The organism is Pseudomonas sp. BS3782 TE3695 (genome assembly GCF_050435305.1).
Lineage (GTDB): Bacteria > Pseudomonadota > Gammaproteobacteria > Pseudomonadales > Pseudomonadaceae > Aquipseudomonas.
In genome coordinates this window covers 5,988,045-6,012,706 of sequence record NZ_JBNDKB010000001.1, presented here as the reverse complement: position 1 = coordinate 6,012,706, position 24,662 = coordinate 5,988,045, and the positions used below count along the sequence as shown (strand labels likewise).

Here is a 24,662-nt window from a genome sequence, read left to right as displayed (position 1 = left end):
CAAGCAATTTGCTGACCTGAAGAGGCACCAGATTGCGGTGTGTGAAGACGCAAGAACCGAAAGTTCGATATTCACAAAACACCAGGCTATCACCTACCCAATTTGCTGAAGCGCGGCCACCAGGCCACGACTCGGTACCCGAATTTCTTGACGACCATAGAGCATTGGAACCACCTGATCCCATCCCGAACTCAGCAGTGAAACGATGCATCGCCGATGGTAGTGTGGGGTTTCCCCATGTGAGAGTAGGTCATCGTCAAGATCAAATTCCGAAACCCCTATCTGCGTATGCAGGTAGGGGTTTTGTTTTGTCCGCAGGAAAGTTCGTACAGTATTATCGGACTGCTCCTGGCTGATTGCGGTCTTGGCCTGATATAAGCGACGGGGATGACGACCGGAAAGCCGCCATCCTCCGCTTCATCATCCTGAAATCAAGACCGCGACTGGCTGTCCGTTCTCATGACCTCTGCCTCACCATTGGCCACAAGCCAGCGAATCATGTCGGCAACCGATACGGTATGACTACGCTCTATCCAGCGCACCAGTGCCGGCCCGTAGTGTTCGGTGTATCGGCTGAGCACCAGTTGGCGACAGTCCGCTGACAAACGCAGGGTAATTTCCCGACAGTGCAGATTGGCCGGGTCGTCCTGCGTCACCCGTTGCTGCAGAATCAGGCTATTGCTTTCAGAACCCATCAGCCGGTGCTCCTGCGCATTGAGAGGTGGTGTTCTCGGGCGAGCCTTGTTTGCCATCGGCCACGTAAGCAGCACGATGCTCGGCCACCACATTACGCAACGCGCTGTAGTAGTCCGGCAATTTTTGCAGGTTGTCGGTCAGCGGTAAGGCTTCTGCCCGACCATCGACGATGCCACCGACAGTGCTGATAGTGGACAGCGTCTCCACGGTATCGCTGTGGCTGCCGAACGGATCGACCACAAAGCCGAGCACGCGGCCGGCGGCGTCGCGACTGTTGGAGGTCCCGAGCAATGGCAGCTCGACGATCGGACCATTGCCGATCCCCCACACGCCGAAGGTCTGGCCGAAGTCCGCGTCGTGGCGCGGGATACCGGCCATGCCGGAGACATCAATCAAGCCCACCACCCCTACCGTGGTATTGAGCGCGAAACGCCCCAGGGTATTGACCGAGCGCATCGGGTTGCCTTGCAGCAGGTCGTTGATAAAGACCTTAGGCTCACCGAAGTTCGCCACAAAGTTATGCACACCGGTCTGGAAAACGTCCGGCAAGTAGCGATAACCACGAGCGACCGGCGCCAGAGCGTAGTCGTCGACTGTCCGGTTGAACGCGAAGACCGTACGATTGAACGGTTCTGCCGGGTCATACACCGAATAGGCAATATCGGCGCAGGCCACGTCGGTGTTGGGCTGCGGCTGGCTGCTGCAACCTGTCAGCCCTGCGGCCAACACTACAATTGAGGTGTTGCGGGTCAGCCAGGGAGCACACTTGAAAGGCAACATGGATGCAAGTCTCAGGAGGAATTCGCCGCGATGCTGAGCTCCGAGCCTTGCGCAAAGATGTCTGGTTTATTGCGTTGCTGACGCTTTATTGCAGAGTTGAAATATATGACGCGCGGCCATGAATGGTTTTAGATAGCGGTTCCATTCGCCCATTAAGTGACCTTTGGTGAACAGCCTTTTAATTGTCGACGACGACCTTGAAGTTCTTGATCTACTGAAAAAATTCTTCGTGCAGCACGGTTACAGCGTTGAGGTCGCCACCGACGGCGCGTCACTGTGGGCGGCCATTGAGCGCCAGACGCCAGACCTGATCATTCTTGACGTGATGTTGCCCGGCGACAATGGCCTGATCCTGTGTCAGCAATTGCGGATTCGACACGCAATACCGGTGATCATGCTGACTGCCATGGGCGAACTCAGTGATCGGGTGGTCGGCCTGGAGCTGGGCGCCGATGATTATCTGACCAAACCCTTCGACGCCCGCGAACTGCTGGCCCGAGTGCGCGCTGTGCTGCGTCGTGTGGACGAGCGCCGGCCGGTACCGCAGGAACGGCCACGGCCGCTGATTGATTTCGCCGACTGGCACCTGGACGTCACCCGCCGTGAGCTACGCTCGCCGGACAACGTGATGATCCCGCTGTCGGCGGGTGAGTTCGACTTGCTGCTGGTCTTCGTCGAACACCCCCAACGCATTCTCACCCGCGAACAATTGCTGGACCTGGCGCGGGGGCAATGCCATGAGGCATTCGATCGCAGCATCGACGTTCAGGTCAGTCGTCTGCGACGCAAACTCGAGTCCGACACCAAGCGGCCCGCGATGATCCGCACCGTGCGCAATGGTGGTTATCTGTTTACTCCCAGCGTGACGCGACGATGAGCTGGCTGAAGCGGATTCGCCCCCGAGAATGGCCGCAAGATACGGTGGCGCGCTGGATCGCGTTGACGATCATCCTGGCCATGCTCATTTCCCTGGCGCTCAACGGATTGTTTATCCAACTGGCCGGTGTATGGGCACGCCCGCCCTTGACCGAGATCGGTTTGCTGGAAAAAGCCGCCGCCATCACCCGCGTCATCGAGGCCGCCCCGGTGCCACTGCGTGACCCATTGGCACAAGCCGCCAACGAGAACGGCTTCACTGTCACGTGGCATCCTGACCGGCGCGATCTCCATCTGCCGACAGTGGACGATCCGAAGTCTGACATTGGCTCGACCATTCTGCAGCCCATGCTCAAAACCCCTGACCGGCGCATCGAAGCCTATGAACCGGCAGACTGGCCGGAGCACACGGCGGACGCGCATTACGCGCTGCTGATCGAACTATCGGATTCATCATGGCTGATGTTCTCCGCGCCGTCGCGCAGTTGGGGTCTCGACGAAGTGCCACGCAACCTGATCGTCATCCTGCTGGTGTTGATCTCCACCGCACTGGTCGCGCTGATCGCCACCCGACGCCTCGCCACACCTTTGCAGCGCTTCGCTGAAGGCGCCCGCCGCTTCGGTGTGGACTTCCGCGCACCGCCGATCGAGCCGCTCGGGCCCCACGAAATCCGCCAGGCCATTCTCGCGTTCAATGCCATGCAGGCCCAGTTACAGCACTTCATCCGCGACCGTACGCAAATGCTTGCCGCCATCTCCCATGACCTGCGCGCGCCCCTGACGCGGATGCGCTTGCGAGGCGAATTCATCGAAGACAGCGAGCAACAGCAACGGCTGTTTCGTGACGTGGATGAAATGCAGGCAATGATCAATTCGGCGCTGGAGTTTTTCCGAGATGATGCGCGGCTTGAGCCGGCGACCCAGTTTGATCTGGCGGAACTGCTGCAAACTTTGCTTGATGATTACCGGGATCAGGGCGTCGACATTACGTTCAGCGGGCCGCTGCGGTGGGTGTATTTCGGACGTCCGCTGGGGCTTAAACGGGTGGTTACCAACTTGCTCGATAACGCTATCAAGTACGGCAGTGAACCGGGCGTTGAACTGATCCCGAGCGCCGGCCAGGTGCGGATCAAAATACTGGATCGTGGGCCGGGCATTCCAGATGCCTGCCTTGAACAAGTGTTTGTGCCGTTCTTCCGGATGGAAGGCTCGCGCAACAAAAGCACCGGGGGTGTTGGTTTGGGGTTGTCGGCGGCGCGGGCGATTGTGCTCGAGCACGGAGGCAACCTGACACTGCGTAATCGGTCGATGGGCGGATTGGAGGCGTTAGTGGTGTTGCCGGTGCATTCAAGTTCAGAGCTGATCTCTCAGCATTTGCTTTGAACTGAGCGATTAAACGACCCAAAAAATTGGGGCTAATCCAGATGCGAGCCAGTGACACACAACTCCTGTGGGAGCGGGCTTGCTCGCGAAAGCGGTGTGTCAGTCAACGATGGTGGTGACTGGTACATCGCATTCGCGAGCAAGCCCGCTCCCACAGGTTTTTCGGTCAGGCTTAAGATCGTGTGAACCTAAGCCTCCCAGCCCGCCCCACTGACCGCTGCCTGCGCCAGTGGGTGCAAGTCTGCCCCCCGATGCGCTGTCTGCCAGGCCAGCAATTCCTTGCGCATGCCGGGCGTCCAGTACATCTGCAGGTGATTACGCACGCCGAGCACGGCCTGTTTCTGATCCGGCTCGCTGGCGAAATACTGGGCGATCTGGTTGGCCATTTTGATCAGGTTATCGGTACTCATCGGCGTACCTCCGCTTTAGCGCCACGCGCCTGGCGGCGTTCGTCGAGCAGACGTTGTTGTTCGTCGCTGAACGCCTGGTAGCGTTTTTGCCACTCGGAAGGGTGGTAGACGCGGCTGACTTCCACGGCGGTGACCTTGTATTCCGGACAGTTGGTGGCCCAGTCGGAATTGTCAGTGGTGATCACGTTGGCCCCTGATTCAGGGAAGTGGAAGGTGGTGTACACCACGCCCGGGGCTACCCGTTCGGTGATCCGCGCACGCAGTACGGTCTGCCCGGCGCGGCTGCCGATGCCGACCCAGTCGCCTTCGTTGATGCCACGGCTCTCGGCGTCGGTCGGGTGGATTTCCAGGCGGTCTTCGTGGTGCCAGGCGACGTTGTCGGTACGCCGGGTCTGGGCGCCGACGTTGTACTGGCTGAGGATGCGCCCGGTGGTCAGTAGCAGGGGATAACGACTGTTGACCTTTTCCTCGGTAGGCACGTAACCGGTGAGCATGAAGCGGCCCTTGCCGCGCACGAACGCCTCGATGTGCATGGTCGGCGTGCCATCCGGTGCCGCGGCGTTGCACGGCCATTGCAGGCTGCCGTGGCGATCCAGTTCGGTGTAGCTGACGTTGGTGAAGGTCGGCGTCAGGCTGGCGATTTCATCCATGATTTCTGACGGGTGCTGGTAACTCATCGGGTAACCGAGTGCGTTGGACAGCGCTACGGTGCCTTCCCAGTCGGCCTTGCCACCCAGCGGTTCCATGACTTTACGCACACGAGAAATGCGCCGCTCGGCATTGGTGAAGGTGCCGTCTTTTTCCAGGAACGAGCTGCCCGGCAGGAACACGTGGGCGAACTTGGCGGTTTCGTTGAGGAAAATATCCTGCACCACCACGCATTCCATGGCTGATAAAGCCGCGGTGACGTGCTGGGTATTCGGGTCGCTCTGGGCGATGTCTTCGCCTTGGCAATACAAGCCTTTAAAGCTACCGCCCAGTGCTGCCTCGAACATATTGGGAATGCGCAAGCCCGGATCAGGTTGCAGAGTGACATTCCACGCCTGCTCGAACTGCGCCCGAACCACTTCGTTGGAAATGTGCCGGTAGCCAGGCAGCTCGTGGGGGAAGGAGCCCATGTCGCAGGAGCCCTGAACGTTGTTCTGCCCACGCAGTGGGTTCACGCCCACGCCTTCGCGGCCGATGTTGCCCGTGGCCATGGCCAGGTTGGCGATGCCCATGACGGCGGTGCTGCCTTGGCTGTGCTCGGTGACGCCCAGGCCGTAGTAGATCGCCGCATTGCCGCCGGTGGCATACAGACGGGCGGCGGCGCGGATGTCGGCAGGGTCTACGCCGCAGATGGCGCCAAGGGTTTCCGGAGAGTTTTCCGGGCGGCTGACGAACTCGCTCCAGTGGGCGAAATCGCTGCCCTCGCAACGGGCGTCGATAAAGGCCTGTTTGAGCAAGCCTTCGGTGACGATGACGTGGGCCAGGGCGTTGAGCATCGCGACGTTGGTGCCTGGGCGCAGCGCCAGGTGCAGTTCGGCGCGTGCATGCACCGAGTCCACCAGATCAATGCGTCGTGGGTCGATGACGATCAGCCGCGCACCTTCACGCAGGCGCCGTTTGAGCTGGGAGGCGAACACCGGGTGAGCATCGCTGGGGTTGGCGCCCATTACCAGAATCACATCGGCCTGCATCACCGAGTCGAAACTCTGGGTGCCGGCGGACTCGCCCAGGGTTTGTTTCAGGCCATAACCTGTCGGCGAGTGGCAGACCCGCGCACAGGTGTCGACGTTATTGTTGCCGAAGGCGGCGCGTATCAGTTTTTGCACCAAGTAGGTTTCTTCATTGGTGCAGCGGCTGGAGGTGATGCCACCAATAGAGTCGCGGCCGTATTTTTGCTGAAGCCGACGGAATTCGCTGGCGGCGTAGGTCACCGCTTCATCCCAGCTGACTTCCTGCCAAGGGTCGTTGATGTGCTTGCGGATCATCGGCTTGGTGATGCGATCCGGGTGGGTGGCGTAGCCCCAGGCAAAGCGTCCTTTGACGCAGGAGTGGCCGTGGTTGGCCTGGCCGTTTTTGTCCGGAACCATGCGCACCAATTGGTCGCCTTTCATCTCGGCGCGGAAGGAGCAGCCCACACCACAATAGGCGCATGTGGTGATCACGCTGTGTTCCGGTTGACCCAGTTCGACCACGCTTTTTTCCATCAGCGTCGCGGTCGGGCAGGCTTGCACACAAGCACCGCAGGACACGCATTCCGACTCCAGGAAGTTCTCGCCCCCGGCAGCCGCGACCCGGGATTCGAAACCGCGCCCGGTAATGGTCAGGGCAAAGGTGCCCTGGGTTTCTTCGCAGGCGCGCACGCAGCGGTTGCAGACGATGCACTTGCTCGGGTCGTAGTCGAAGTAGGGATTGGAAGTGTCCTTCACATCCGCCAGATGGTTGTCGCCTTCATAGCCGTAACGCACTTCTCGCAGCCCGACCTGACCGGCGACGGTTTGCAGCTCGCAGTTGCCGTTGGCCGAGCAAGTCAGGCAGTCCAGCGGATGATCGGAGATGTACAGCTCCATCACGTTGCGGCGCAGAGTGGCGAGTTTCGGCGTCTGGGTGTGCACGCTCATGCCTTCGCTGACCGGCGTGGTGCAGGACGCGGGGTAACCGCGCATGCCGTCGATTTCCACCAAGCACATGCGGCAGGAGCCGAAGGCCTCCAGACTGTCGGTGGCGCACAGTTTGGGAATGGTCGTGCCCAGCAGCGCGGCGGCGCGCATCACCGAGGTGCCTTCGGGCACGCTGATGCTGCGGCCATCGATGTTGAGGGTGACTTGCACCTGGCTGTCGCGGGCAGGGGTACCCAGGTCGATATCGGTTTTCGGATCGAAGAGAGTGATCATTGGTCGGCCTCCGAGGACTGCAGACCGAAGTCGGCGGGGAAGTACTTGAGGGCGCTGACGACCGGATAGGAGGTCATGCCGCCTAACGCGCACAGCGAACCGTATTGCAGGGTGTCGCACAGGTCCTTGAGGATGATCACCTGCTCATCACGACTGTCCTGGTCAGGCGCGGCCAGCAGGCGGTCGATCACCTCCACGCCCCGGGTCGAGCCGATGCGGCAAGGGGTGCATTTGCCGCAGGATTCCTCGGCGCAGAACTGCATCGCGAAACGTGCCATGCGGGCCATGTCCAGGCTGTCATCAGCCACCACCACGCCACCGTGACCGAGCATCGCGCCGATGGCGGCGAAGGCTTCGTAATCCAGCGGCGTATCGAATTGCGAAGGCGGCACCCAGGCGCCGAGGGGGCCACCCACTTGGGCGGCTTTCAGCGGCCGGCCACTGGCGGTGCCACCGCCGTAGTCTTCCACCAGTTCCCGCAAGGTCAGGCCAAAGGCCCGTTCCACCAGACCGCCGTGACGAACATTGCCCGCCAGTTGGAAGGGCATGGTGCCCAGGGAGCGGCCCATGCCGTAATCGCGATAGAACTGCGCGCCCTTGGCCAGAATCAGCGGCACCGAGGCCAGGGTCAGCACGTTATGCACCAGAGTCGGCAGGCCGAACAGACCTTGCAAGGCGGGGATCGGTGGCTTGGCGCGAACGATCCCGCGCTTGCCTTCCAGAGAATCCAGCAGCGCGGTTTCCTCTCCGCAGATGTAAGCGCCGGCACCGACGCGCACTTCCATGTCGAAGGCCTGACCGCTGCCGGCGACATTGGCGCCCAGGTAACCGGCAGATCGAGCGATGTTCAGTGCCGCGCGAAGCACGGCGACGGCTTGTGGATATTCCGAGCGCACATAGATATAGCCGTAAGTGGCGCCAACGGTGATACCGGCAATGGCCATGCCTTCGATCAGCAGGAAGGGGTCGCCTTCCATCAACATGCGGTCGGCGAAGGTGCCGGAGTCGCCTTCGTCGGCGTTGCACACAATGTATTTCTGCGCCGCTTTGGTAGCGCGCACCGTGCGCCATTTGATCCCGGCGGGGAAGGCTGCGCCGCCACGGCCACGCAGGCCTGAATCGAACACCTCAGTCGCGGTCTGTTCGCCACCCAGGGCGATGGCCTGGGTCAAACCCTCGAAGCCGCCGTGAGCCCGGTAATCCTCCAGCGACAGAGGCCGGGTAATACCGGCGCGGGCAAACAGCAGGCGTTGTTGTGTCTTGAGATACGGCAACTCTTCCACCAGGCCCAACGCCAGTGGATGCGCGGACGGCTCGCCTTGCAACGCATCGAGCACGGAAGGTACATCGGCGGCGGTCAGCGGGCCGAAGCCGATACGGCCTTGCGGGCTGTCCACCTCCAACAGCGGTTCCAGCCAATACAGACCGCGCGAACTGGTACGTTGCAATTCCTGGGGAACAGAACGTCCCCGGGCGTGGGTGATAAGGGCTACCGCAACCTCTTCGGTACCCACGGCACGGGCCAGCGAATCAGAGGACAGATAGAAAGCCGGCATCATGCGTCCTCCCGGCAAGCGTCGAGTAGGGCATCCAGACGCTCGGCATTAAGTCGCGCATGCACTTGACCATCCAGCTCCAGAGCGGGCGAACAGGCACACGCGCCGAGGCAATACACCGGGCGCAAACTGATGTTGCCGTCGGCGCTGCTGCCGTGGTCGTCCAGTTGCAGGCGTTCGCGCAATTGCGCCGCGAGCTGCTCGGCGCCGCGGCTCTGGCAGGACTCGGCCCGACACAGACGCAGAATATGCCGGGCCGGCGGCGCGGTGCGGAAGTCATGGTAGAAGCTGATCACCCCGCGCACCTCGGCCTGACTCAGGTTGAGGGCATGGGCAATCTCGGGAATGGCGGCATCGGGGATGTAACCGATGCCCTCCTGAATCTCATGAAGGATCGGCAACAGTGCGCCGGGGGAGCGTTTATGGCGCTCCAACAGGCTGTTGACCATAGGCAGGTGCAACATCTCATCAGGCATACAGCATTCCTCACGATCACGGACAAACCAGACGGTTGTCAGTTGTCCGAAAGTGTCGGCTGCGGCAGTCACACCACGTCACGGTATCGTGGCATTTTCAGGCCGTTGGCCAGGCACCCTGAGCGGGCATCTTGTTGGGCCCGGTGCAGTCTTTGCCGCACCTCTTCAGGGCATATCAGGCAGCTTGCCATGCTGCCTTTGATTCATCTGCACCAAAGCGACGTGTTCGATTCTGTCTACGACTACCCGTTAAGTCTAGAAGAGCGCAGCCCGAGGCGTTCGCTCATGAACATCTTTCGGACAGTCCTTGAGCTCGCTTGTGCCAAGCTGAGAGGGTATTGAAACGCCATGCATTCAATTGCCGGTCAGGCTAGTCCCAAGAGGTCCATGACATGAACACCACTCATGCGTCGCACGTCCGTCGCGAGTTCTACAAAGCAGTCAGATTCTACTTTCACGTTGTCTGGCCAATTTTTTCCATCCTGCTGTTTTTTATTGTGCTATTCGGCCTGATCATCAGCTTTCTGGAAGGATGGGATCCCTTTGACGGTATCTACTTCGCGTTCGTGACCGGCCTGACCATCGGTTATGGAGAACTCGTCCCCAAACTGGGCGTCTCGCGGATATTGGCGATTTTGCTGGGATTCAACGGAGTGCTGATGACGGCGATATTTGCGGCGATCAGTATTCGGGCGATTGAGATTGCGGTGCGGGCGAAAGGTCAGATGGAGTAGGAGAAGCAGCGGCGTAGGGGGAAATACGCTATGAAGTATCTCAGTATTTGCTGTGAACTGAGTGATCGAAAGCCACGACAGTCTCGGGGCTAAAAATACCTGTCAGTCAAGCACAATCCCGGTGGGAGCGGGCTTGCCCGCGAAAGCGCCAGGTCAGCTAACATCAATGCTGAATACACTGTCGTCATTGCAAGCAGTCACGCATTGAAACAAGTCAATACCATCTGTCTGCGGGTTACATATTTGCGCTTCGGGTCGTTGTGAATTTACCTCATAATCGCGCGCTCCTACCGTCGGTAGCTCTGCTTCTCGACTAATCTGTAGTCGCTACAACCCGATCTTAAATAGCCAAGGAGAAAGGCAATGCCAGATAACCGGAACCAGCGTCAGTCGGCTGCATCTGCCAAGGATGCTCTCGAACGTTTGCCGGCCCCATCTGATGTGCCTGCGACCCTATGAGCCAAGCTGCCTTAGTCAATCCCAGCCTGCTCACCTGGTCTCGTGAGCGCGCAGGTCTCTCCACTGAGCAGGTTGCTAAAAAGCTGCCAGTGAAACCTGATCGAGTAGAGGAATGGGAGGCTGGCGAGACCAAACCAACATTCCTTCAGGCTCAAAAGTGGGCGAGTCTCGCTCACATCCCTTTTGGCTTCCTGTTTCTTCAGCAGCCGCCTGTCGAACAACTGCCTTTACCTGATCTTCGGACCGTCGGTGGCATTGCGCCTCAACGTCCCAGTCTGGAATTGTTGGACACCGTCAGGGATTCCATGCGTAAGCAAGACTGGTACCTGGAGTATCTGCAACACCAGGAGCATCAGCCGCTGGCATTTGTGGGGCGCTTCAATTGCCGGTCTCAAGTCGCAGAGGTAGTGGACGATATCCGCCGGGTCCTCGGCGTGAACCCTGACATTGCTCGATTGGATTACGACAAATACAGCCGTGCCTTGATCGAGGCTGCAGAAGCGGCTGGCATTTTGGTTATGCGCAGTGGCATTGCGCTAGGAAATACCCATCGAAAACTTGAAGTGAGCGAGTTTCGGGGTTTTGCCATCAGTAATGCCTACGCCCCCGTTGTATTCATTAACAGTTCCGACGCACCCACCGCTCGGTTGTTCACCTTACTCCACGAACTGGCCCATATCTGGATTGGTAGCAGTGGGGTGTCTGACGGAAACACTGCTAATGGTCGAGACGAGGAGCGATTCTGCAATGCAGTTGCAGGTGAATTTCTGGCTCCCGAAGCCCAGTTCCGCGCCCTGTGGAACGCAGATGTTAACTGGGAAGACAATTTAGCTCCGCTTGCCACTCGGTTTCACATTAGTAAATTGGCTATCGGGCGCCGAGCATTGGATCTGGGTTATGTAAGCCAAGCGCATTACAGCGCTTACTACCGAATGATCCTAAAGGCTTTCCAGAATGACAAAGGTGGAGCGGGTGACTATTACCGTAACGCCACCGCGAAAAACAGCCCCCGCCTAAGCAAGGCAGTGCTGACTGAAGCAATGAGTGGCCGGATGCTGCTACGCGAGGCGGGAAATTTGCTCGGCGTGCAACCTGCTAAATTAAGGACTCTCGCCAACAAGATTACGGAATGAATCATTTACTCGACGCTAACACGCTGATCGAAGCAAAGAATCGTTACTACGGGATGGCTATCTGTCCTGGATTTTGGCAATGGTTATTACTTAAAAATAAAGCATTGGCTTTAGCCAGTATTGCACCTGTAATGGATGAGCTAACAAAAGGGAATGACGATTTGGCGGGTTGGGCAAAGGGAAATTCCGATTTCTTCCACTCCACCACCGATCGGGAGACGCAACTGGCATTCGCGCGTATTGCAGGGCTTGTGGCAGATCAAGCTCCTAAAATGAAAACAGGCGCTATGGAAGAGTTTTTAGCGGGTGCTGACCCTTGGTTAATTGCAAAAGCGATGACTGCAGGGGCTACAGTCGTTACTCATGAAGTGCTAAATCTCGATGCTAAACGCAAATTCATCATTCCCAATATTTGTAAGGAGCTGAATGTTCCTTTTTTGAATACGTTCGAGTTGTTGCATAGACTTGAAGCAAGGTTTGTGTTGCCTGCTTGAAATAAGTAACTTGCTTAAGATGAAGCGACCGAACAGCGGATCGAGCGTGTAAATTCGCTTCAACGGTTACAAGAACCTCGATGACGTATTCGCCCGTCAATTGAAACACATATGGGTAATCCAAAGTTCATGCACTGAGAGAATCCGTTTCAGTGACGTAGGCGCGCGTTTTCGTCTCGTCTTGAACAAGAGGCAAAGGCTCTCGATCAATTGCATCATCATTCACTGAATATCTTTCAAGTAGTCCTTAAGCGAAATGAGCGGCGCATTAAGCTGCTCCATCGTCCGCGCATTGCTGAAATTAGCTGACAACCGATGCAGCTCACGTCCAAGCGGTGTATCAACGCCACCTATAGCCTCCATCGCCAACCCCACACAATGCGCCACTCTAAACTGAATCCCCTCAACATCACCCCGACGCACCAACAACCCAAACACCTCCCGCTCATAATCACTCATGATCGGATCGTCCCGCAGAATCGGGCTTTCACCTTCTGTCTCATAAGTGAGCTTGAAGGCGAAAAGGGCAACGGTTTCCAGTGGCAATTCCATTGGTGTGAATCCTTGATTCGTTAGCGAGCGGTTTGGGGCAGCAGCACCGAAAAGACAAGATCAAAAGATCGCAGCCTTCGGCAGCTCCTACGGGGTGGCGGGGCGAGGTCACTTTTCTATAGGCGAAAAAAAAGGCCTTGCAAAGCAAGACCTTTCTTAATTTTGGTGCCCGAGGGAGACTGTCGGGTTCCATATATTACGTGGCTTGCAGCGTGATTATACGGGTAGGGATACAAGCGGGGATACAGATTGGATACTGCTGACGATGTTTGCCGCCGCTGGTTCCTCCATGACTACACATTCTGCCTTACCGCCAGTAGATGAGGCCCGTCTTCTTTCAAATAATCAAGCAGATCATAAAAAGAGACATCAACGCTCCATCTGCCACATGCGTAAGCCGCTACTTCATAGGGGGCGAAGAGAAAGGTGAAGTGATCAGCGTCCACCGTAAACGTGCTGAAGTTGGAAGCTTTTGCTCCAGCGCCACTGTTGAACCATTCAAGCTGTTCATCATCTGGCCTCTCACTGAATCTTCTCCAATGCTCCCGACACAGCTCGGCGATGCAAAGTTCGCTTATTCGCTGGACAGCACCATCTTGATTCGTAAAGAAATCGTCGAGAGTGAGCAATTGAAGCCGCTCGGGCATGGAGAAGTTGTAGGTATCAAAATGCGAGTTCGGATGTGCCGCACCTGCCCCGTACCAGCTCACCTCATACGTAAGGCTCAAAAACTGATCGGTGGCATGCACCACACCGTAATCCTCCCAACGTCCATTCAGGCTCATGTAACCCCCTGGTTCGGTGAAGAAATCGGGCATTTGATCCCACGGTTTTTGCCTTGACTCGATTAGCGCTCGTGTTGCCCGACCACCGAAGAACAGCGATAGCTCTTTTGCAGCTTCAGGCCGCGTCGCCGATTCGAAGCGCGGGTATCCGATTTTTATGTCGTGTCCTGGTGCGCCCTCCCAGTAGTCCTCTAGGACTTCAGAGAAAATGCTGAATGGGCCGGCTGCCAATCCGTTAGCGAATTCTATCGATTGCTGTTCTGCAGCCAGCAGTAGAGAAGCTTTTACCTGCTCCCAAGCGCCAGTAGTGCTGATGTCAACGTACTGCAGACGCCCGGATATGTTGCTGGGAACGTCACATGGCTCAAGCAGCAAAGGGATGACGTAGATATCTGTAGATTTTTTGTATCGTAGGCGTTCGATTGCGTCGTTGGCTTCCCGCTGAACAAACCCCCGTTTATCAACGCTTTTTTTGCTGAGTAGCAGAATTATCACATGGGCATCTTGGAAGGCTTTGTCGATCTCTGCCTCCCAATTTTGCCCTGGAAGAATGTGTTTCTGATCAATCCAAGGGTGCATTCCTTCGTGCGTAAGAAGGTCGTAGTACTTCAGTGCGATATCTTTGTCCTCCTTCGCATAACTCAGAAATATCTTCAGCGACACAGTAATCTCCCGATTGAACGTTGATGGTCATCCACAGCAATCCGGAAAGCCGAATAGCCACCTCACAATGTAGGCCACGCTTCGTATATTGGTTGCTTCCATTGCCGAATTTCTGATCTGCATCCGAAAATGGCCGGGGGCCCCTGAGGAATTGGTTACACCACGGGGTCGGAAACCCGCGGGACTGAGTTAGTGGGAGGTGCTGAAAGTTACTGAAATTTCAGTCGTTGAAATTGAAAGGATCTTGAAGAAAAAGGGCCATCGTTACTGCTTTGGTAAAAGTGGCTTTGTCTGTTGCTGATAGTGAACACCTACATGGTGTCAACCACGTCAACCTGTCAACCGACGTAGGAAAAACTGTCGCTAGCACGATTCCGCGGGTTTTGTGCCCCGTGTCATTCAGAAGTCTCCAGGGGCCCCGGCGATCTCTCAACACCTTGTGCAATTGCACTGGTGAACTGTGGGTTCATCCGGTTCACCTGTTCACTAAGCTGGGTACTTGTCCGCTAACGAAGTCCGGCGGGTTTCCGACCCCGTACCAATCGGAACTGCTCAGGGGCCCTGGCGAGGTTTGGCTCTCTGGTTCGAAGCATCGCTTCTGTTCGCCCCGTTCGGCGGCATAGCCTAGACACCAAGCCGTTTGGAGGCCCCAGCGTTAACAACCTCTAGAATTCGATGCCATACCTATGAAGCTTTCGCTGGTGGCGCTTTTAACGATGGGGCGTGGGGAGGTTGTTCAAAAAAGGGTGTTACAAGTGTTACAGGTGTTTCAGTTTAATTAAAGTATTGAATTCTATAGGTTTTTTTAATGTTACACTTGGCTTTTGGCTCGCTTGTGCCGCGTGTTACGAGCCAAACAGGTGTTACAGAAAAATTAAGCAATTGCGATGAGCGCGAAGGCCGCGAACTGATAAAAACTATCATCCCGTAGGCATTAGAATTCGATCACGGAATCGAGATTTCAATTCGACAATCGCTGTGCATCAATGCCAATACATCAAGCCATAAACGCACTGGGGACTCGCTAATCCTCTAATTGTTCACCGCCCAAGACGCTGCATTCAGACTATTGTGCTCAGCGTCGCCCTGTCCAATTTTTCAAGTCAGGAGGTCAGCCTTGTGCACATTGCTGAGCAGCTTGGCTAGTCGGACCAATGCTCGCACTATCCCGAACATAGAGCGGAAGGTGTAACATATGATCAAGTTTGCTAAGGTGGAACTCGGTTCAATGTTCGACTCATACAAATAAGGAAATGATGTGAAGAAAATACTTTATTTGATCCCCGACACAAATTTCTTTGTTCAATGTAAAGAACCACGTGAATTGGATTGGTCCGCATACCTAGACTTCGATGAAGTTGAGCTTCTTATCACGCGGCCGGTACAGGCAGAGCTCGATAATCAGAAGGGTAAAGGCTCTGGTCGTGTGGCTAAACGTGCTCGCAAAGCTTCGACACTTATCCGCGATTTACTTGTCTCAGAAACCGATTACATAGAGGTTAGATGCAAAGAACCACGGGTTGTGATTCGAATTCGACAGGATCTCAAGCCCGATATTTTGTTGAGTAATGAGTTATGTTATGACGAGCGCGATGATCAGTTGGTGGGGGTGACATCAACTTTAATGAAAACTAAATCTGCGGACCAAATCGCACTTCTTACTCATGATACGGGGCCGATGGCAAGCTCTAAATTGGTCGGAGTCCCCTTTAAAGTAATACCGGATGATTGGTTGCTTCCTCCCGAAACTGACGAGTCTGATAAGCGCACAAACGCCTTAGTGGCAGAATTGAGTAAATATAAAAACGCCGAGCCTAAATTTCAGATTTTATTCATTCATGATCAGACGGAGACGGTAAGTATCGACTGCGTTGTTGAATGTTATGAGCAGTTATCCGATATCCAAATTGATGAATTGCTAACAGTATTGAAGTTGACATACCCTGTAGAAACTGACTTTGGTGACAGCAAAAAAACACAACCTCCGCCCCAAGATGTCTACTCCTCTATTTTTTCAGGGTTCAACTCAAAGGATGTTTTTAAATCCGCAAGTGAAGATGATGTAGTCGCTTATGAAGATACGATATATCCCGATTGGCTTAACAAATGTTCAGATTTTTTTGTAAACCTGCACTCGCAGCTTAATTATAGAACTAATTGGCCTGAAATATGTATTTCGGTACAAAATATAGGCTCCAGACCAGCAGATGACGCATTGACGACCTTCTCAACAAAGGGGCCTCTCCTGATATACCCAACGGATAGCTATAAAAGTTTGATGAAGGATCTAAAAGCCGAGATACAGCTTCCAGCAGTACCTAAAGCCCCCCAGGGCTCATGGAAAAAAGTTAATATGTTCTCAGCTCTACAGGACATACACGACCTTATACCGAAGAGTATGTATGGCAAGGAGTACGGAGGCCCTAACCTTGCCAACCTCGCTAGGTTGAATACTTCTAGAGATCAAAATCGATTTTATTGGAAGCCAGAGCGACCCTCTGTGCCACAAACTGTTATTGCATTGGAGTGCCAGCAGTGGCGACATCAAGTTGAGAAGGAAGATTTTAATTTTTATATTCGTACTGAACCCAGAGCTGCCGTATATCAGGGGGCATTAGAACTGCGTATAGATTCAGCCAACATGACAGAGTCAGTTGAAAAGAGAGTTAATATTAAAATCTGCGTCACGATTTCGGAAACCATGGAAATTGCCAAGCAATTAATTAGGCGGCTCGCAGATGGGCGGTAGTGTGAGCGTACAGCTTCCAGCTGGCTTCATGGTTCACTATTTTAATCTAGTTGTTTTATAGCAGTGGACATGCGAGCTACCGGACTTGAGGACGGACCGTTGTACGTTAGCCATGGACTGTATGCGGTTTTGAGTTTAACGCAAAATATCCAGTGTTTCTGGTCTAATTTCCCGTGGTACGGCAAATACCGAGTTTAGAATGCTTTCTCTCTCGGCAAGCAGTTACCAGCCCCTTAGAGGGCATCCCGCATAGCTGGTGAAGGGAGTCGAGCCCTCGTCATCAGCGTTGGTAGCTGATAAAGAGGGTTCGATGTTAATGATATCAATTAGCTTGCATTGCTGGGCGATTAAGAAGGATCGAATCCTCCGAGATTCGTAACACGAATTACACTTCCCAGAGGAGTGGGTTTAATGCTTTGAAATGTGTAAGTAAGATTCTGAGCCATGGCGAGAAAACGTTTAATATCGTTTGCATTCTTCATTGAATAGCTATCGGCTGGATTTAAAGAGCGCTGCGCCCGTTTGAGATACTCTACCGCTTGCGCTATTAAGGAAAGCCCTGCTTTAGGGTCTTTAGTAATACGAGCAGAGTGATAGCGGCCAATGCCCATTCTTAGAAAGCAGAGAGACTCTGATTTTCCTTCTGTGAATGCTCTAGCGATATAGCCATCACCTTCAACTAATTCATGTCGACGATAATGAATGATTGCTAACGTAATAAGCGCATCAGGGTTTTTTGGGTCAAGTTCAATAGATTGCTTCGATATTTTAAAAGCTGAATCGATGTCATGGGCCTTGTGAAGAAGAAACCATGCAAATCTATCATGTAAGGCTGAATTGAGCGGGTCTTCTTGGATTGCGAGCTCATAGAAGCCTCTCGCGTCCTCGATTTGACCTTTTTCCGCCGCGACTTTTGCCGCTTTAGCGTATTGAACTTTGAAGGCCTGAGAAATTCGATCGTTTTTGTACTCACGCTCTATAATTTCTTTTTCACGAGCAAAGTTATCAACGGATTCTGCATGAAGCTTTACGCTGTTTAAGGCATCCGTCGATAGCTTTCCCAACTGTTGACGGAAAAATTGCCGGGCTAAATCTACCATTTCGATTTGATACGTATTCCCTCTCTTGGACTGATTTGAAAAATACGTTTCCTCCAAACTATTAATAAATTCGTCATGCGGGATTCCGACTTCTTGACACGCGTAACCTACCGAGAATTCGTCTGCGGGGCAGGTTATAAGAACAAGGATAAAGAAAACGTTTCTTTGCCCTTCGTTCATCCGTTGCCAAGCATCCTCGTATAGAAACTCTAGTAACTGGTCGTTCGTTTTTCTCAGTACGTTGTTAAGTGCTTCGTCTATACTAATAGGCGTTCTTGCTATGTATTTAACTAGTGCGTCGATTAGTAGTGGCTTATGCATTAGCTGTGCGCAAGCCTTTCGGAGTTTTGGCTCGCCCGCCTGTTTAATAGGCTTTGCATCGTACTCTTGTGCAAGTCGAGTAATGAGGTTTAAGGATTCCGCCTCGGCAAGTTGAGTTACTTTAATAGGCTTGGCGCCAAGGTCTTCTCTGCGTCGTGAAGTAATAATGATTCGACCAATTCTTTTTGCTACTTGCTCAAAGAAACGATTTAACTCTTCAGTGTCAGATGTGGATGATGTAAGGGTTTCAGTGTTGTCAAGAATTAATAGTACATCGTCCCGTGTGTAGCCTTGTGCTATGAGTTCTGTTTGTACTTTGTTTATTAGTTCTAATCCATCAACTTTGTACCATTCTTTACCTAGTACATCCTGGAAGCAATACATCAGCTCTCTTACACTTTCTCCCATGGCGCTAGAAATGCCACGGCAATGAACTATGCCTTGGTCAGTCCATTTTGTCATTTTCGCGGTATGGTAACTAATGATCTCGGGGGGAGAGATTATCTGAGTGTGGCCATCGAGTATGTTGTTTAAAAACTCTAGAGCTAACGTTGTTTTTCCGTAACCTCCATCCCCGTAAATTTGACAAGATTTAGACTCTGCAGGCTCATTGATCCATTCTAGAAGCGTATCGAGTTCTTTCTTTCTTCCTTCAAAAGTTCTAGTTTGTCTTGTCGGTATGTTTTGCAAGATTCCATGTCTAGAGTCATTTAGAAAAAGTGTGGTGTAGTTAAATTTGCTGCTGCGTTCAATGTCCTGCTCTCTGAATACATTAGAGCTTTCAATGTCTAAAAGAACATCTAGAGATCTTGTCCAGCATAGCTGCTTTGCTTGTATTTTCCATACCCCCTTTTTTGCTGAAACTTTAGTTATGACAATTGCTTTTTTGTCGTGCTGTAAGGGGGTTCTAATTGTTAGGTTGCCGTATTTAGAACACAGTGTTAGTTCTTTTTTTTCTTCTGAGTAGTTTGGTATGGCGTCTGAAAATATTTCAACTGCTAATTTTAACAGTGAAAGCATTTTTGGCTGCCATTCGCTTATATCATTTTGGTCAGGCGCGCCATGAAATATTTTGTTTCGGAACTGAACCCAGCTATCTATAAGCTTTACGAATGGAGTTTCGTTGCTTTTTGATCGCTCATACCATCCATGCAAAAACTCTGGGCAGATAAGGCTTCTAATGAGGGGAACCGCCTTGTCTAATACCTCAACAGGTAAACCATCGGATGGTTGTTGAAATCTAACAGCTAAATGTTCAAATTCTTGAAATTCATCTGCAGTTTTAGCGTGGCTTTTAATAAGTTCTAAAGATGAAATTGCAGCAATTTGAAGTATGGAGCGTAAACAGGAAGTGAGATGTGTAAATTGAGCAATTTGAGAGTCCATTGATTCTATTGCCACAATTTCTTCTTGATAAGTTTTTTTCATATTATTGTTCCATCAATAGTAAATTTAAGCTTTAGGGAGCCCGGCGCACCCTAAGGCAGTGGCCACAAGATATCATCAACTCGACAAGCCTGGCAGATGAGCATCATTTTGGTGGCGTGCGCATTTTTTGTAAGTTGATGCAAGGGGCCATCCTAATGAATTGCCTGTGGTTCGACGACACGATCCTGTACTCCACGCGTCAGGTGGAGCGACCTTTGGGGTTTTGCTCATGACTGCGCAGCCATGGGGAGGTGTCCGCCTTTAGCTGGAAGCTGTCTGTGGAATATGAATGCCGCGGCAACCTTCAAGCTTCCGCATGGTGTTATTTCCGATTTTTCAGCTTATGTTCGATGAGTACCATTTCAGCCTTGATCGCGATGATGGTGAGCTCTTGCGTTGCTGTGTTTTTTCCGATTCTAGAATCCACGAGCTTGAGTAGGGCGGTCAGGTGGGCTTCTCTCGCCTTGAGCGTTTTGGATATCGATGAGCTGTTTTGTGTCGTTGCGTTCATGGCTTTGATCCTTGGGGTGAATTAAACAGCCCGCGAAAGCAGGCTGTTTCAGGGCGTCGGTAGTTACATCGCGAGCAGATCGCGCGTGCGATGCTGGCGGCCACGGTCCGCCAGTTCACTCCACCTCCAACTGCCGAAGTTTTCACCCTGCTCGGGGATGTCGAGCTTCATTAAGGACACCGGATCGCGGCCTATCAGCCGAGCAGCGGCGTACAGCTTACCTCCTACATCTAGCAAAGCTTGGGCGGCTTCATTCCATGCTTCCTCCAGTGCGTTGTGGGCCAGCCGCAAGGCTGTTTCCTCAATTTTTTGGTGTTCGACCTGAGCCTCGCTGATGTGTCGGTCTACGATGGCCAGCTCTTGCTCCAAGGCGGTGATGATCAGGAGCTGGCGGCGATGTTGTTCGGTGGCGGTCGTGAGGTTTTTTGCGGCTTTCTGAGCGTCGGTGCTAGCGGCTTTTTCGCCCTCCACGTCGCCCCACGCCACGGCCTGTGCGTAAGCGGTAGCCGCCTGAGTCTCAGCCTGCCGTGCGCTGGTAATCTCTTCCTGTGCTTGCTGACGAATTTCCTCCAGGCGAGTGCTCAGACTTTGCCGTTTATCGTTAAGCTCCAGCTCATCCGCCATCCAGTTCGCCATGTCGGCAATGTAGCCTTCCATCAAGCTTTCTCGGTTGGCCAGCTTCTCCAGGCGGTCCAGCGTTTGGTCGAGTCGGAAGATCTGATGATCGATCGAGTCGATCTTGATTTGGCGACTGCTGATTTCATGTCTGACGTCGCTCTCTCGGCCGTTGTTAATGACGTCCTCGCTGTGAAGCGCTGACTCAAAAGGTGGTATTTCCTTTTTGAGCGCCTCCATTTCGATGACTTTATTGGCGCGTGCGTCTTTCAGTTGTTCAATTCGGTTCATGAGTTTTGTCCTGATTATTGGGTTGGGCTTCGGAGTGGCTGGCAAGGCCCGCTTGAGCCGGCGCTACCTCAGTCAGTAGGCCCGCCGTCAGGCAGCCTGAGCCTCGCTTTCATCCGTTCCCGGTACGGTCTTCACCACATAACAACGCTGAGTGCCCAGGCCGGGTAAGCGAACAGCGCAGGAGGCTTTGCCGTCCGGCCCGGGCTCAAGGACGCCACGGCGAATCAGTTCCTTGTTCACGGCATTGATGTTCATGCCCTTGAACACTTCCGAGCGCCAAGCCTCCGGCAATACGTAATAGGTGTTGGTGGTGTGCAGCGCGTCACCCAAGCCGTGCTCCAGCGTCTTACGAAAGCCCAGCCGGTCAATGGTGCGTGGACCGTGCTCGTCGATCTTTGCGGCGGCCGACTCCCAGCGGGTAAAACGGCTTTCACCGAAGCGCTCGATGACTTGGCGCAACCGCGCCAAGATCGCGTCCCCTTCAAGGTTGCCGGCGCCGCCACGCTCATTCATCCAAGCACTCAGGCACACCCGCGCTGCGGTGGTGGCCGTGCCGTCTGGCCAGCCGGTAATCCCCATCGCGGTGGCCAGCTCTCCAGCTGCTGCCGCCAGACCGAAACGAGCTGCTGCGCGGTGCGCCTGACCGCTAGCCGAGGCGGGTAGTGCCTTCGCGATAAAGCTATCCAAGGTGTGGCGCAGGATTACCGACCACCCATGCCGCTTGCCAGGCTCACAGAGGGCCGATAGGAAGGCGGTGAGCGGTGTGCCGTAGTACTTGGCCACCCGCGCCTTAAGTGCATCGGAGAGGGCTGCGGCATCATCAAAACCGTTCAGTACATCGAACATGCCCAGGCCTTTGCTGGCATCCGCTGGCACCGCGAGCATCCGCACTTCCATGCCGGCTTTCAGCTCCTTGTTGGCTTCGGCCATGTGCTGCGCTAACGTCTTCTCGCCGGTCGACAGAAACAGCAAACGCCACTCCTGCACCTGTCGGCCTGCTTGTCCTCGATCATTGGCGCGAGCCTTGCCGGTGCCGTTGCCGAGCATGTACACCGTTTCACCAATGATGCGTGGGTCGCACATGCCGATTTCATCCAGCACCAGGAGCCCGTCGGAATGCGCGGCGGCGATGGATTCCAAAGCGTTATCCGTGGAACGCCAGGAGCGCACCAGACGCGGCCCGCCGTAGATCGAGGCGGCCACTTGCAGGTGGGTGGTCTTGCCGCCTGAGCTGTCACCGTAGAGGTGAAAGCCGCCCGACTCATGGCCGAGCATGTGCAGCAGCGGACCGGCAAATGCCACGCTGGCCACAAATGCCAAACGGTGATTGCCGATGCACAAGGCGCCGATCTGCTCTTGCCACTGCTCCAGGGTGCCGGCTTCGCTGATCGGCGGGAGTTGCGCGCCGGCCTCATAGAAGTGCAGGTGTTCGGCGTGCGAACCGACCTGCTGTTCGGGCAGCAAGAAGGCGCTGTCATGCCAACCCAAGCGGGTGACCAATCGTGCGCGTTGTGCGCTGTCAAAGCCGCCGAGATAACTCTGCAGGTCGTTGCGTGCATTACGACCGGAGCGACTGCCAGCCAGGCGCAACCCCATGTCCACCAGCGGACCGAGCACGTCCTTGCCGAAGTCGCCGGTCATTGTCCGCGCCGGGATGTTCCAGCGCTTTTTGGCCCCGTCCGGATCGTCGAACTCGACCAGCAAACCCCAGTTGTGACCTTGTGCATCCCTGGTGCGCGCCAGGATCTCCAGCGGCGAACACACGGGTCGGGCTTCGCCGTCGTCGCCAGAATAAAACACGCCTTCGGGTGTCAGGCGAAAGCCGCCGGGCAGCAGATCGTTTTTGGGTTTCGCGGCTCGCTTGGTCGTTGGCTTGGCTTTGGCTTCAGGTGGTTCGGCCGGTGCTTTCTCCGACTCAGCACCGAACAGTTCGCCGCTATGTTCCAGCTCGGCGAAATGCGCCGTCGTCCACCCTTTGGTCTGGGCATCGGCGGCGTCGTCGCCGTCATCCCATTGACCACCTTTAGCGAAAGCCGGCTTGTCATTCTTGAGGATGGGCTTGCGCTTGAAGACGTCCAGGGCGATCACACGTACTGACGCGGTGCCGATCTGTTGCAGTTGTTCGGAGACGGCGTCCATGCAGTTTTTGCCACTGGCGTCGTTGTCGGGCCACAACACCACGGACCGACCTTTGAGCGGTGTTAGGTCCGCTTTATGCCAGGAGTTCGAGCCGTTCGGCCAGCAGGTGGCCACGTAGTGGGGCAGCAGATGCGCCGCGGCGTCGGCGGCCTTTTCACCTTCGCACAGAATGACCGGAGCCTCTGCGCGTTGCGCCAGTTCATCCAAGCGCAGCAGAGGACGCGGCTCAGGCAAACCCTGCCAGCGCCATTGCTGCGTTTGACCGTCGGCCCGTTGGCACCAAGTCAACGGTGCAAACACCTTGCGCGGTTTGCCGTCTTCATCCGGACCCAAGTCGAAGCGATAGAGAGTCATGACCGGTTGGCCTTGGGCGTCGCGATACATCCAGACTTTGGACGGCGTACCGTGTTGCCGATGTTTGACCGGGCATTTGCTCATGGCCTCGGCCGGGATTGGCTGAATGGCCAGCCATTCCGGTGTTTTGCTTTTGCTGGGGCTTTGCTTCGATTGAGCCGCCCCAGCGGTAACGTGCAGCAGATCCGCTAGTTTGTTGCAGGCTTCGACGTCGGTGCCGCCGTCGAGATAGCGCACCAGATCGATCAGGTCGCCACCTTTGTCGCCGGTGGCAAAATCCGCCCAGGTGCCTTTGCTCAAGTTAACCTTGAGGGAGCCGGCGCGCTTGTCGGCGCGGGTCGGATTGGCTGCGGTGTATTCCTTGCCACTGTCGACACGTTTACCGTTGGGCAGCCAGTGAGCAAGCACGCGATCAATGTTCTGCAGCGCAACGGCTTTGACTTGGGCGAACGTGGGGCGACGAGCATTGGAGGTAGAGGCCTTCATGCGCCACCGCCTTGGGCCAATTGCAACCCGCTGGTAACGTCATCAATGATGGCCTTCGCCATCTCGCTCAAATAATGCGAAGCCCAGACCATTGCGTCGTTGTCATTCTCCATTCCGCTCAAGAAAGTGAGCTTGTTTACACAATCCATGAGTAGAGAAGCTTGTTCGAGCGCTTCCTCGCACGATATGCCGGCATTGATACGGAACAGTGGCTGATTCTGAGCGTTGCACTTGGCAAAGGTGGCGCCGCCCACCGTATTGATCAACATAGAAGGGCTCATTGGGCGCCTCCACTGATGGGTGGGCGAGTGGAGTTGTCGGCGTGCACGGCGAGGGTGCGGATCAGTCCCAATGTTCCTCGAACATCCCACAGCGCCGCCGCGATGATATGGTTAGCCAGACGTGGACCGTCGCACTCGAACTGGTCTTCAAGAAGCAAAAGCACGGAGTTGGCTCGATCCACTGCGCAGGTGATGGCGTCAATCGGCACACCGGCTTCGGTGCCTTTATGGACGCAAAGCAGGTCCTCGGGTAGGGAGAAGCTCAGGGCTTGGTTCATTGGGCACCGCCTGCTGCTTCGAGCGCGCGGGCTTTGGCCATATGGGCGTTGTATCGGGTGAGACGAGTAGCGAGGCTGGAATTGGCGTGTAAAGCGGCGAGGGCCATTGCACGATGGGCAGCGGCGCGAATTTTGGACGGATTGAGGGCGTGCATGGGTGGAGCTCCTTCTTAAGTAGGAACTGCCACGGTTCGTCGCCAAACGAATTGGGGTGGCAGCTGTGCGCAGGTTGG

Annotated in this window: 21 protein-coding genes and 1 rRNA gene; 7 read left to right on the top strand and 15 right to left on the bottom strand. The window is 54.8% G+C overall.

Annotated elements, in window-relative coordinates; all coding sequences use genetic code 11:
• Positions 1 to 146 precede the first annotated feature (146 nt).
• Positions 147 to 262: ribosomal RNA gene (gene rrf, locus ABH909_RS27260) — 5S ribosomal RNA — on the top strand.
• 169 nt (positions 263 to 431) lie between these two features.
• On the opposite strand, the gene ABH909_RS27255 is transcribed toward rrf, so the two are convergent.
• Together ABH909_RS27255 and ABH909_RS27250 are read right to left on the bottom strand one after the other, a co-directional pair.
• Positions 432 to 695 carry a hypothetical protein gene (locus ABH909_RS27255; protein WP_429439098.1) on the bottom strand — a complete coding sequence of 88 codons (264 nt, stop codon included), beginning with the start codon at positions 693 to 695 and terminating at the stop codon, positions 432 to 434.
• Positions 685 to 1,476: an MlaA family lipoprotein gene (locus ABH909_RS27250; RefSeq protein WP_429439095.1), complete on the bottom strand. Its 792-nt coding sequence runs from the start codon at positions 1,474 to 1,476 to the stop codon at positions 685 to 687. Before ABH909_RS27250 ends, ABH909_RS27255 begins: the two co-directional genes overlap by 11 nt.
• A gap of 166 nt (positions 1,477 to 1,642) precedes the next feature.
• Here ABH909_RS27250 and ABH909_RS27245 point away from each other — a divergent pair, with 166 nt between their 5' ends.
• Positions 1,643 to 2,353, top strand: coding sequence for a response regulator (locus tag ABH909_RS27245; protein ID WP_429439092.1), 711 nt, complete (start codon positions 1,643 to 1,645; stop codon positions 2,351 to 2,353).
• Positions 2,350 to 3,735: an ATP-binding protein gene (locus ABH909_RS27240; RefSeq protein ID WP_429439090.1), complete on the top strand. Its 1,386-nt coding sequence runs from the start codon at positions 2,350 to 2,352 to the stop codon at positions 3,733 to 3,735. Before ABH909_RS27245 ends, ABH909_RS27240 begins: the two co-directional genes overlap by 4 nt.
• A gap of 188 nt (positions 3,736 to 3,923) precedes the next feature.
• On the opposite strand, the gene ABH909_RS27235 is transcribed toward ABH909_RS27240, so the two are convergent.
• The 4 genes from ABH909_RS27235 to ABH909_RS27220 are packed head-to-tail and all read right to left on the bottom strand — an operon-like array spanning position 3,924 to position 9,056.
• Positions 3,924 to 4,145 (bottom strand): formate dehydrogenase subunit delta, encoded by a 222-nt coding sequence (locus tag ABH909_RS27235; protein ID WP_429439087.1) that lies wholly within the window; start codon positions 4,143 to 4,145, stop codon positions 3,924 to 3,926.
• Positions 4,142 to 7,024 (bottom strand): formate dehydrogenase subunit alpha, encoded by a 2,883-nt coding sequence (fdhF, locus tag ABH909_RS27230; RefSeq protein ID WP_429439084.1) that lies wholly within the window; start codon positions 7,022 to 7,024, stop codon positions 4,142 to 4,144. Before fdhF ends, ABH909_RS27235 begins: the two co-directional genes overlap by 4 nt.
• Positions 7,021 to 8,583 carry a formate dehydrogenase beta subunit gene (locus ABH909_RS27225; protein ID WP_429439082.1) on the bottom strand — a complete coding sequence of 521 codons (1,563 nt, stop codon included), beginning with the start codon at positions 8,581 to 8,583 and terminating at the stop codon, positions 7,021 to 7,023. The genes fdhF and ABH909_RS27225 overlap by 4 nt, the downstream gene beginning before the upstream one ends.
• A complete protein-coding gene (locus tag ABH909_RS27220; protein WP_429439079.1) occupies positions 8,580 to 9,056 on the bottom strand; it encodes a formate dehydrogenase subunit gamma in 477 nt (158 codons plus the stop codon). The genes ABH909_RS27225 and ABH909_RS27220 overlap by 4 nt, the downstream gene beginning before the upstream one ends.
• 392 nt (positions 9,057 to 9,448) lie before the next feature.
• On the opposite strand from ABH909_RS27220, the gene ABH909_RS27215 reads away from it, so the two are divergent.
• The 3 genes from ABH909_RS27215 to ABH909_RS27205 all read left to right on the top strand — a co-directional run bounded on the left by ABH909_RS27215 (position 9,449) and on the right by ABH909_RS27205 (position 11,876).
• Positions 9,449 to 9,790 carry a potassium channel family protein gene (locus tag ABH909_RS27215; protein WP_429439077.1) on the top strand — a complete coding sequence of 114 codons (342 nt, stop codon included), beginning with the start codon at positions 9,449 to 9,451 and terminating at the stop codon, positions 9,788 to 9,790.
• A 455-nt stretch (positions 9,791 to 10,245) separates the two neighbouring features.
• On the top strand, positions 10,246 to 11,382 hold the full coding sequence (locus tag ABH909_RS27210; protein ID WP_429439074.1) for an ImmA/IrrE family metallo-endopeptidase: 1,137 nt from the start codon (positions 10,246 to 10,248) through the stop codon (positions 11,380 to 11,382).
• Positions 11,379 to 11,876 (top strand): DUF4411 family protein, encoded by a 498-nt coding sequence (locus ABH909_RS27205; protein WP_429439072.1) that lies wholly within the window; start codon positions 11,379 to 11,381, stop codon positions 11,874 to 11,876. The genes ABH909_RS27210 and ABH909_RS27205 overlap by 4 nt, the downstream gene beginning before the upstream one ends.
• A 222-nt stretch (positions 11,877 to 12,098) precedes the next feature.
• Here ABH909_RS27205 and ABH909_RS27200 read toward each other — a convergent pair whose 3' ends face one another.
• A complete protein-coding gene (locus tag ABH909_RS27200; protein ID WP_429439070.1) occupies positions 12,099 to 12,428 on the bottom strand; it encodes a hypothetical protein in 330 nt (109 codons plus the stop codon).
• A 293-nt stretch (positions 12,429 to 12,721) separates the two neighbouring features.
• Positions 12,722 to 13,876 carry a TIR domain-containing protein gene (locus ABH909_RS27195; RefSeq protein ID WP_429439068.1) on the bottom strand — a complete coding sequence of 385 codons (1,155 nt, stop codon included), beginning with the start codon at positions 13,874 to 13,876 and terminating at the stop codon, positions 12,722 to 12,724.
• A 1,258-nt stretch (positions 13,877 to 15,134) separates the two neighbouring features.
• On the opposite strand from ABH909_RS27195, the gene ABH909_RS27190 reads away from it, so the two are divergent.
• Positions 15,135 to 16,625 (top strand): PIN domain-containing protein, encoded by a 1,491-nt coding sequence (locus ABH909_RS27190; protein ID WP_429439065.1) that lies wholly within the window; start codon positions 15,135 to 15,137, stop codon positions 16,623 to 16,625.
• A 347-nt stretch (positions 16,626 to 16,972) separates the two neighbouring features.
• Here the strand turns inward: ABH909_RS27190 and ABH909_RS27185 are convergent, their stop codons facing one another.
• From ABH909_RS27185 to ABH909_RS27155, 7 genes are all read right to left on the bottom strand, one after another.
• Complete coding sequence (locus ABH909_RS27185) at positions 16,973 to 19,474, bottom strand: hypothetical protein (RefSeq protein WP_429439063.1); 2,502 nt, start codon at positions 19,472 to 19,474, stop codon at positions 16,973 to 16,975.
• A gap of 322 nt (positions 19,475 to 19,796) precedes the next feature.
• Complete coding sequence (locus tag ABH909_RS27180; protein ID WP_429439061.1) at positions 19,797 to 19,985, bottom strand: hypothetical protein; 189 nt, start codon at positions 19,983 to 19,985, stop codon at positions 19,797 to 19,799.
• A gap of 63 nt (positions 19,986 to 20,048) precedes the next feature.
• Positions 20,049 to 20,891, bottom strand: coding sequence for a chromosome segregation protein SMC (locus tag ABH909_RS27175; RefSeq protein WP_429439059.1), 843 nt, complete (start codon positions 20,889 to 20,891; stop codon positions 20,049 to 20,051).
• A gap of 87 nt (positions 20,892 to 20,978) precedes the next feature.
• A complete protein-coding gene (locus tag ABH909_RS27170; RefSeq protein WP_429439056.1) occupies positions 20,979 to 23,870 on the bottom strand; it encodes a DUF927 domain-containing protein in 2,892 nt (963 codons plus the stop codon).
• A complete protein-coding gene (locus tag ABH909_RS27165; protein WP_429439053.1) occupies positions 23,867 to 24,151 on the bottom strand; it encodes a DUF3077 domain-containing protein in 285 nt (94 codons plus the stop codon). Before ABH909_RS27165 ends, ABH909_RS27170 begins: the two co-directional genes overlap by 4 nt.
• Complete coding sequence (locus ABH909_RS27160) at positions 24,148 to 24,429, bottom strand: hypothetical protein (protein ID WP_429439051.1); 282 nt, start codon at positions 24,427 to 24,429, stop codon at positions 24,148 to 24,150. The genes ABH909_RS27165 and ABH909_RS27160 overlap by 4 nt, the downstream gene beginning before the upstream one ends.
• On the bottom strand, positions 24,426 to 24,584 hold the full coding sequence (locus ABH909_RS27155) for a hypothetical protein (RefSeq protein ID WP_368992164.1): 159 nt from the start codon (positions 24,582 to 24,584) through the stop codon (positions 24,426 to 24,428). The genes ABH909_RS27160 and ABH909_RS27155 overlap by 4 nt, the downstream gene beginning before the upstream one ends.
• Positions 24,585 to 24,662 lie beyond the last annotated feature (78 nt).

What these genes read in the sequence shown, in the direction of transcription:
- ABH909_RS27255 (WP_429439098.1), bottom strand. Translation starts at nt 695, where the DNA reads ATGGGTTCTGAAAGCAATAGCCTGATTCTGCAGCAACGGGTGACGCAG.
- ABH909_RS27250 (WP_429439095.1), bottom strand. Translation starts at nt 1,476, where the DNA reads ATGTTGCCTTTCAAGTGTGCTCCCTGGCTGACCCGCAACACCTCAATT.
- ABH909_RS27240 (WP_429439090.1), top strand. Translation starts at nt 2,350, where the DNA reads ATGAGCTGGCTGAAGCGGATTCGCCCCCGAGAATGGCCGCAAGATACG.
- ABH909_RS27235 (WP_429439087.1), bottom strand. Translation starts at nt 4,145, where the DNA reads ATGAGTACCGATAACCTGATCAAAATGGCCAACCAGATCGCCCAGTAT.
- fdhF (WP_429439084.1), bottom strand. Translation starts at nt 7,024, where the DNA reads ATGATCACTCTCTTCGATCCGAAAACCGATATCGACCTGGGTACCCCT.
- ABH909_RS27225 (WP_429439082.1), bottom strand. Translation starts at nt 8,583, where the DNA reads ATGATGCCGGCTTTCTATCTGTCCTCTGATTCGCTGGCCCGTGCCGTG.
- ABH909_RS27220 (WP_429439079.1), bottom strand. Translation starts at nt 9,056, where the DNA reads ATGCCTGATGAGATGTTGCACCTGCCTATGGTCAACAGCCTGTTGGAG.
- ABH909_RS27215 (WP_429439077.1), top strand. Translation starts at nt 9,449, where the DNA reads ATGAACACCACTCATGCGTCGCACGTCCGTCGCGAGTTCTACAAAGCA.
- ABH909_RS27210 (WP_429439074.1), top strand. Translation starts at nt 10,246, where the DNA reads ATGAGCCAAGCTGCCTTAGTCAATCCCAGCCTGCTCACCTGGTCTCGT.
- ABH909_RS27205 (WP_429439072.1), top strand. Translation starts at nt 11,379, where the DNA reads ATGAATCATTTACTCGACGCTAACACGCTGATCGAAGCAAAGAATCGT.
- ABH909_RS27200 (WP_429439070.1), bottom strand. Translation starts at nt 12,428, where the DNA reads ATGGAATTGCCACTGGAAACCGTTGCCCTTTTCGCCTTCAAGCTCACT.
- ABH909_RS27185 (WP_429439063.1), bottom strand. Translation starts at nt 19,474, where the DNA reads ATGAAAAAAACTTATCAAGAAGAAATTGTGGCAATAGAATCAATGGAC.
- ABH909_RS27180 (WP_429439061.1), bottom strand. Translation starts at nt 19,985, where the DNA reads ATGAACGCAACGACACAAAACAGCTCATCGATATCCAAAACGCTCAAG.
- ABH909_RS27175 (WP_429439059.1), bottom strand. Translation starts at nt 20,891, where the DNA reads ATGAACCGAATTGAACAACTGAAAGACGCACGCGCCAATAAAGTCATC.
- ABH909_RS27170 (WP_429439056.1), bottom strand. Translation starts at nt 23,870, where the DNA reads ATGAAGGCCTCTACCTCCAATGCTCGTCGCCCCACGTTCGCCCAAGTC.
- ABH909_RS27165 (WP_429439053.1), bottom strand. Translation starts at nt 24,151, where the DNA reads ATGAGCCCTTCTATGTTGATCAATACGGTGGGCGGCGCCACCTTTGCC.
- ABH909_RS27160 (WP_429439051.1), bottom strand. Translation starts at nt 24,429, where the DNA reads ATGAACCAAGCCCTGAGCTTCTCCCTACCCGAGGACCTGCTTTGCGTC.
- ABH909_RS27155 (WP_368992164.1), bottom strand. Translation starts at nt 24,584, where the DNA reads ATGCACGCCCTCAATCCGTCCAAAATTCGCGCCGCTGCCCATCGTGCA.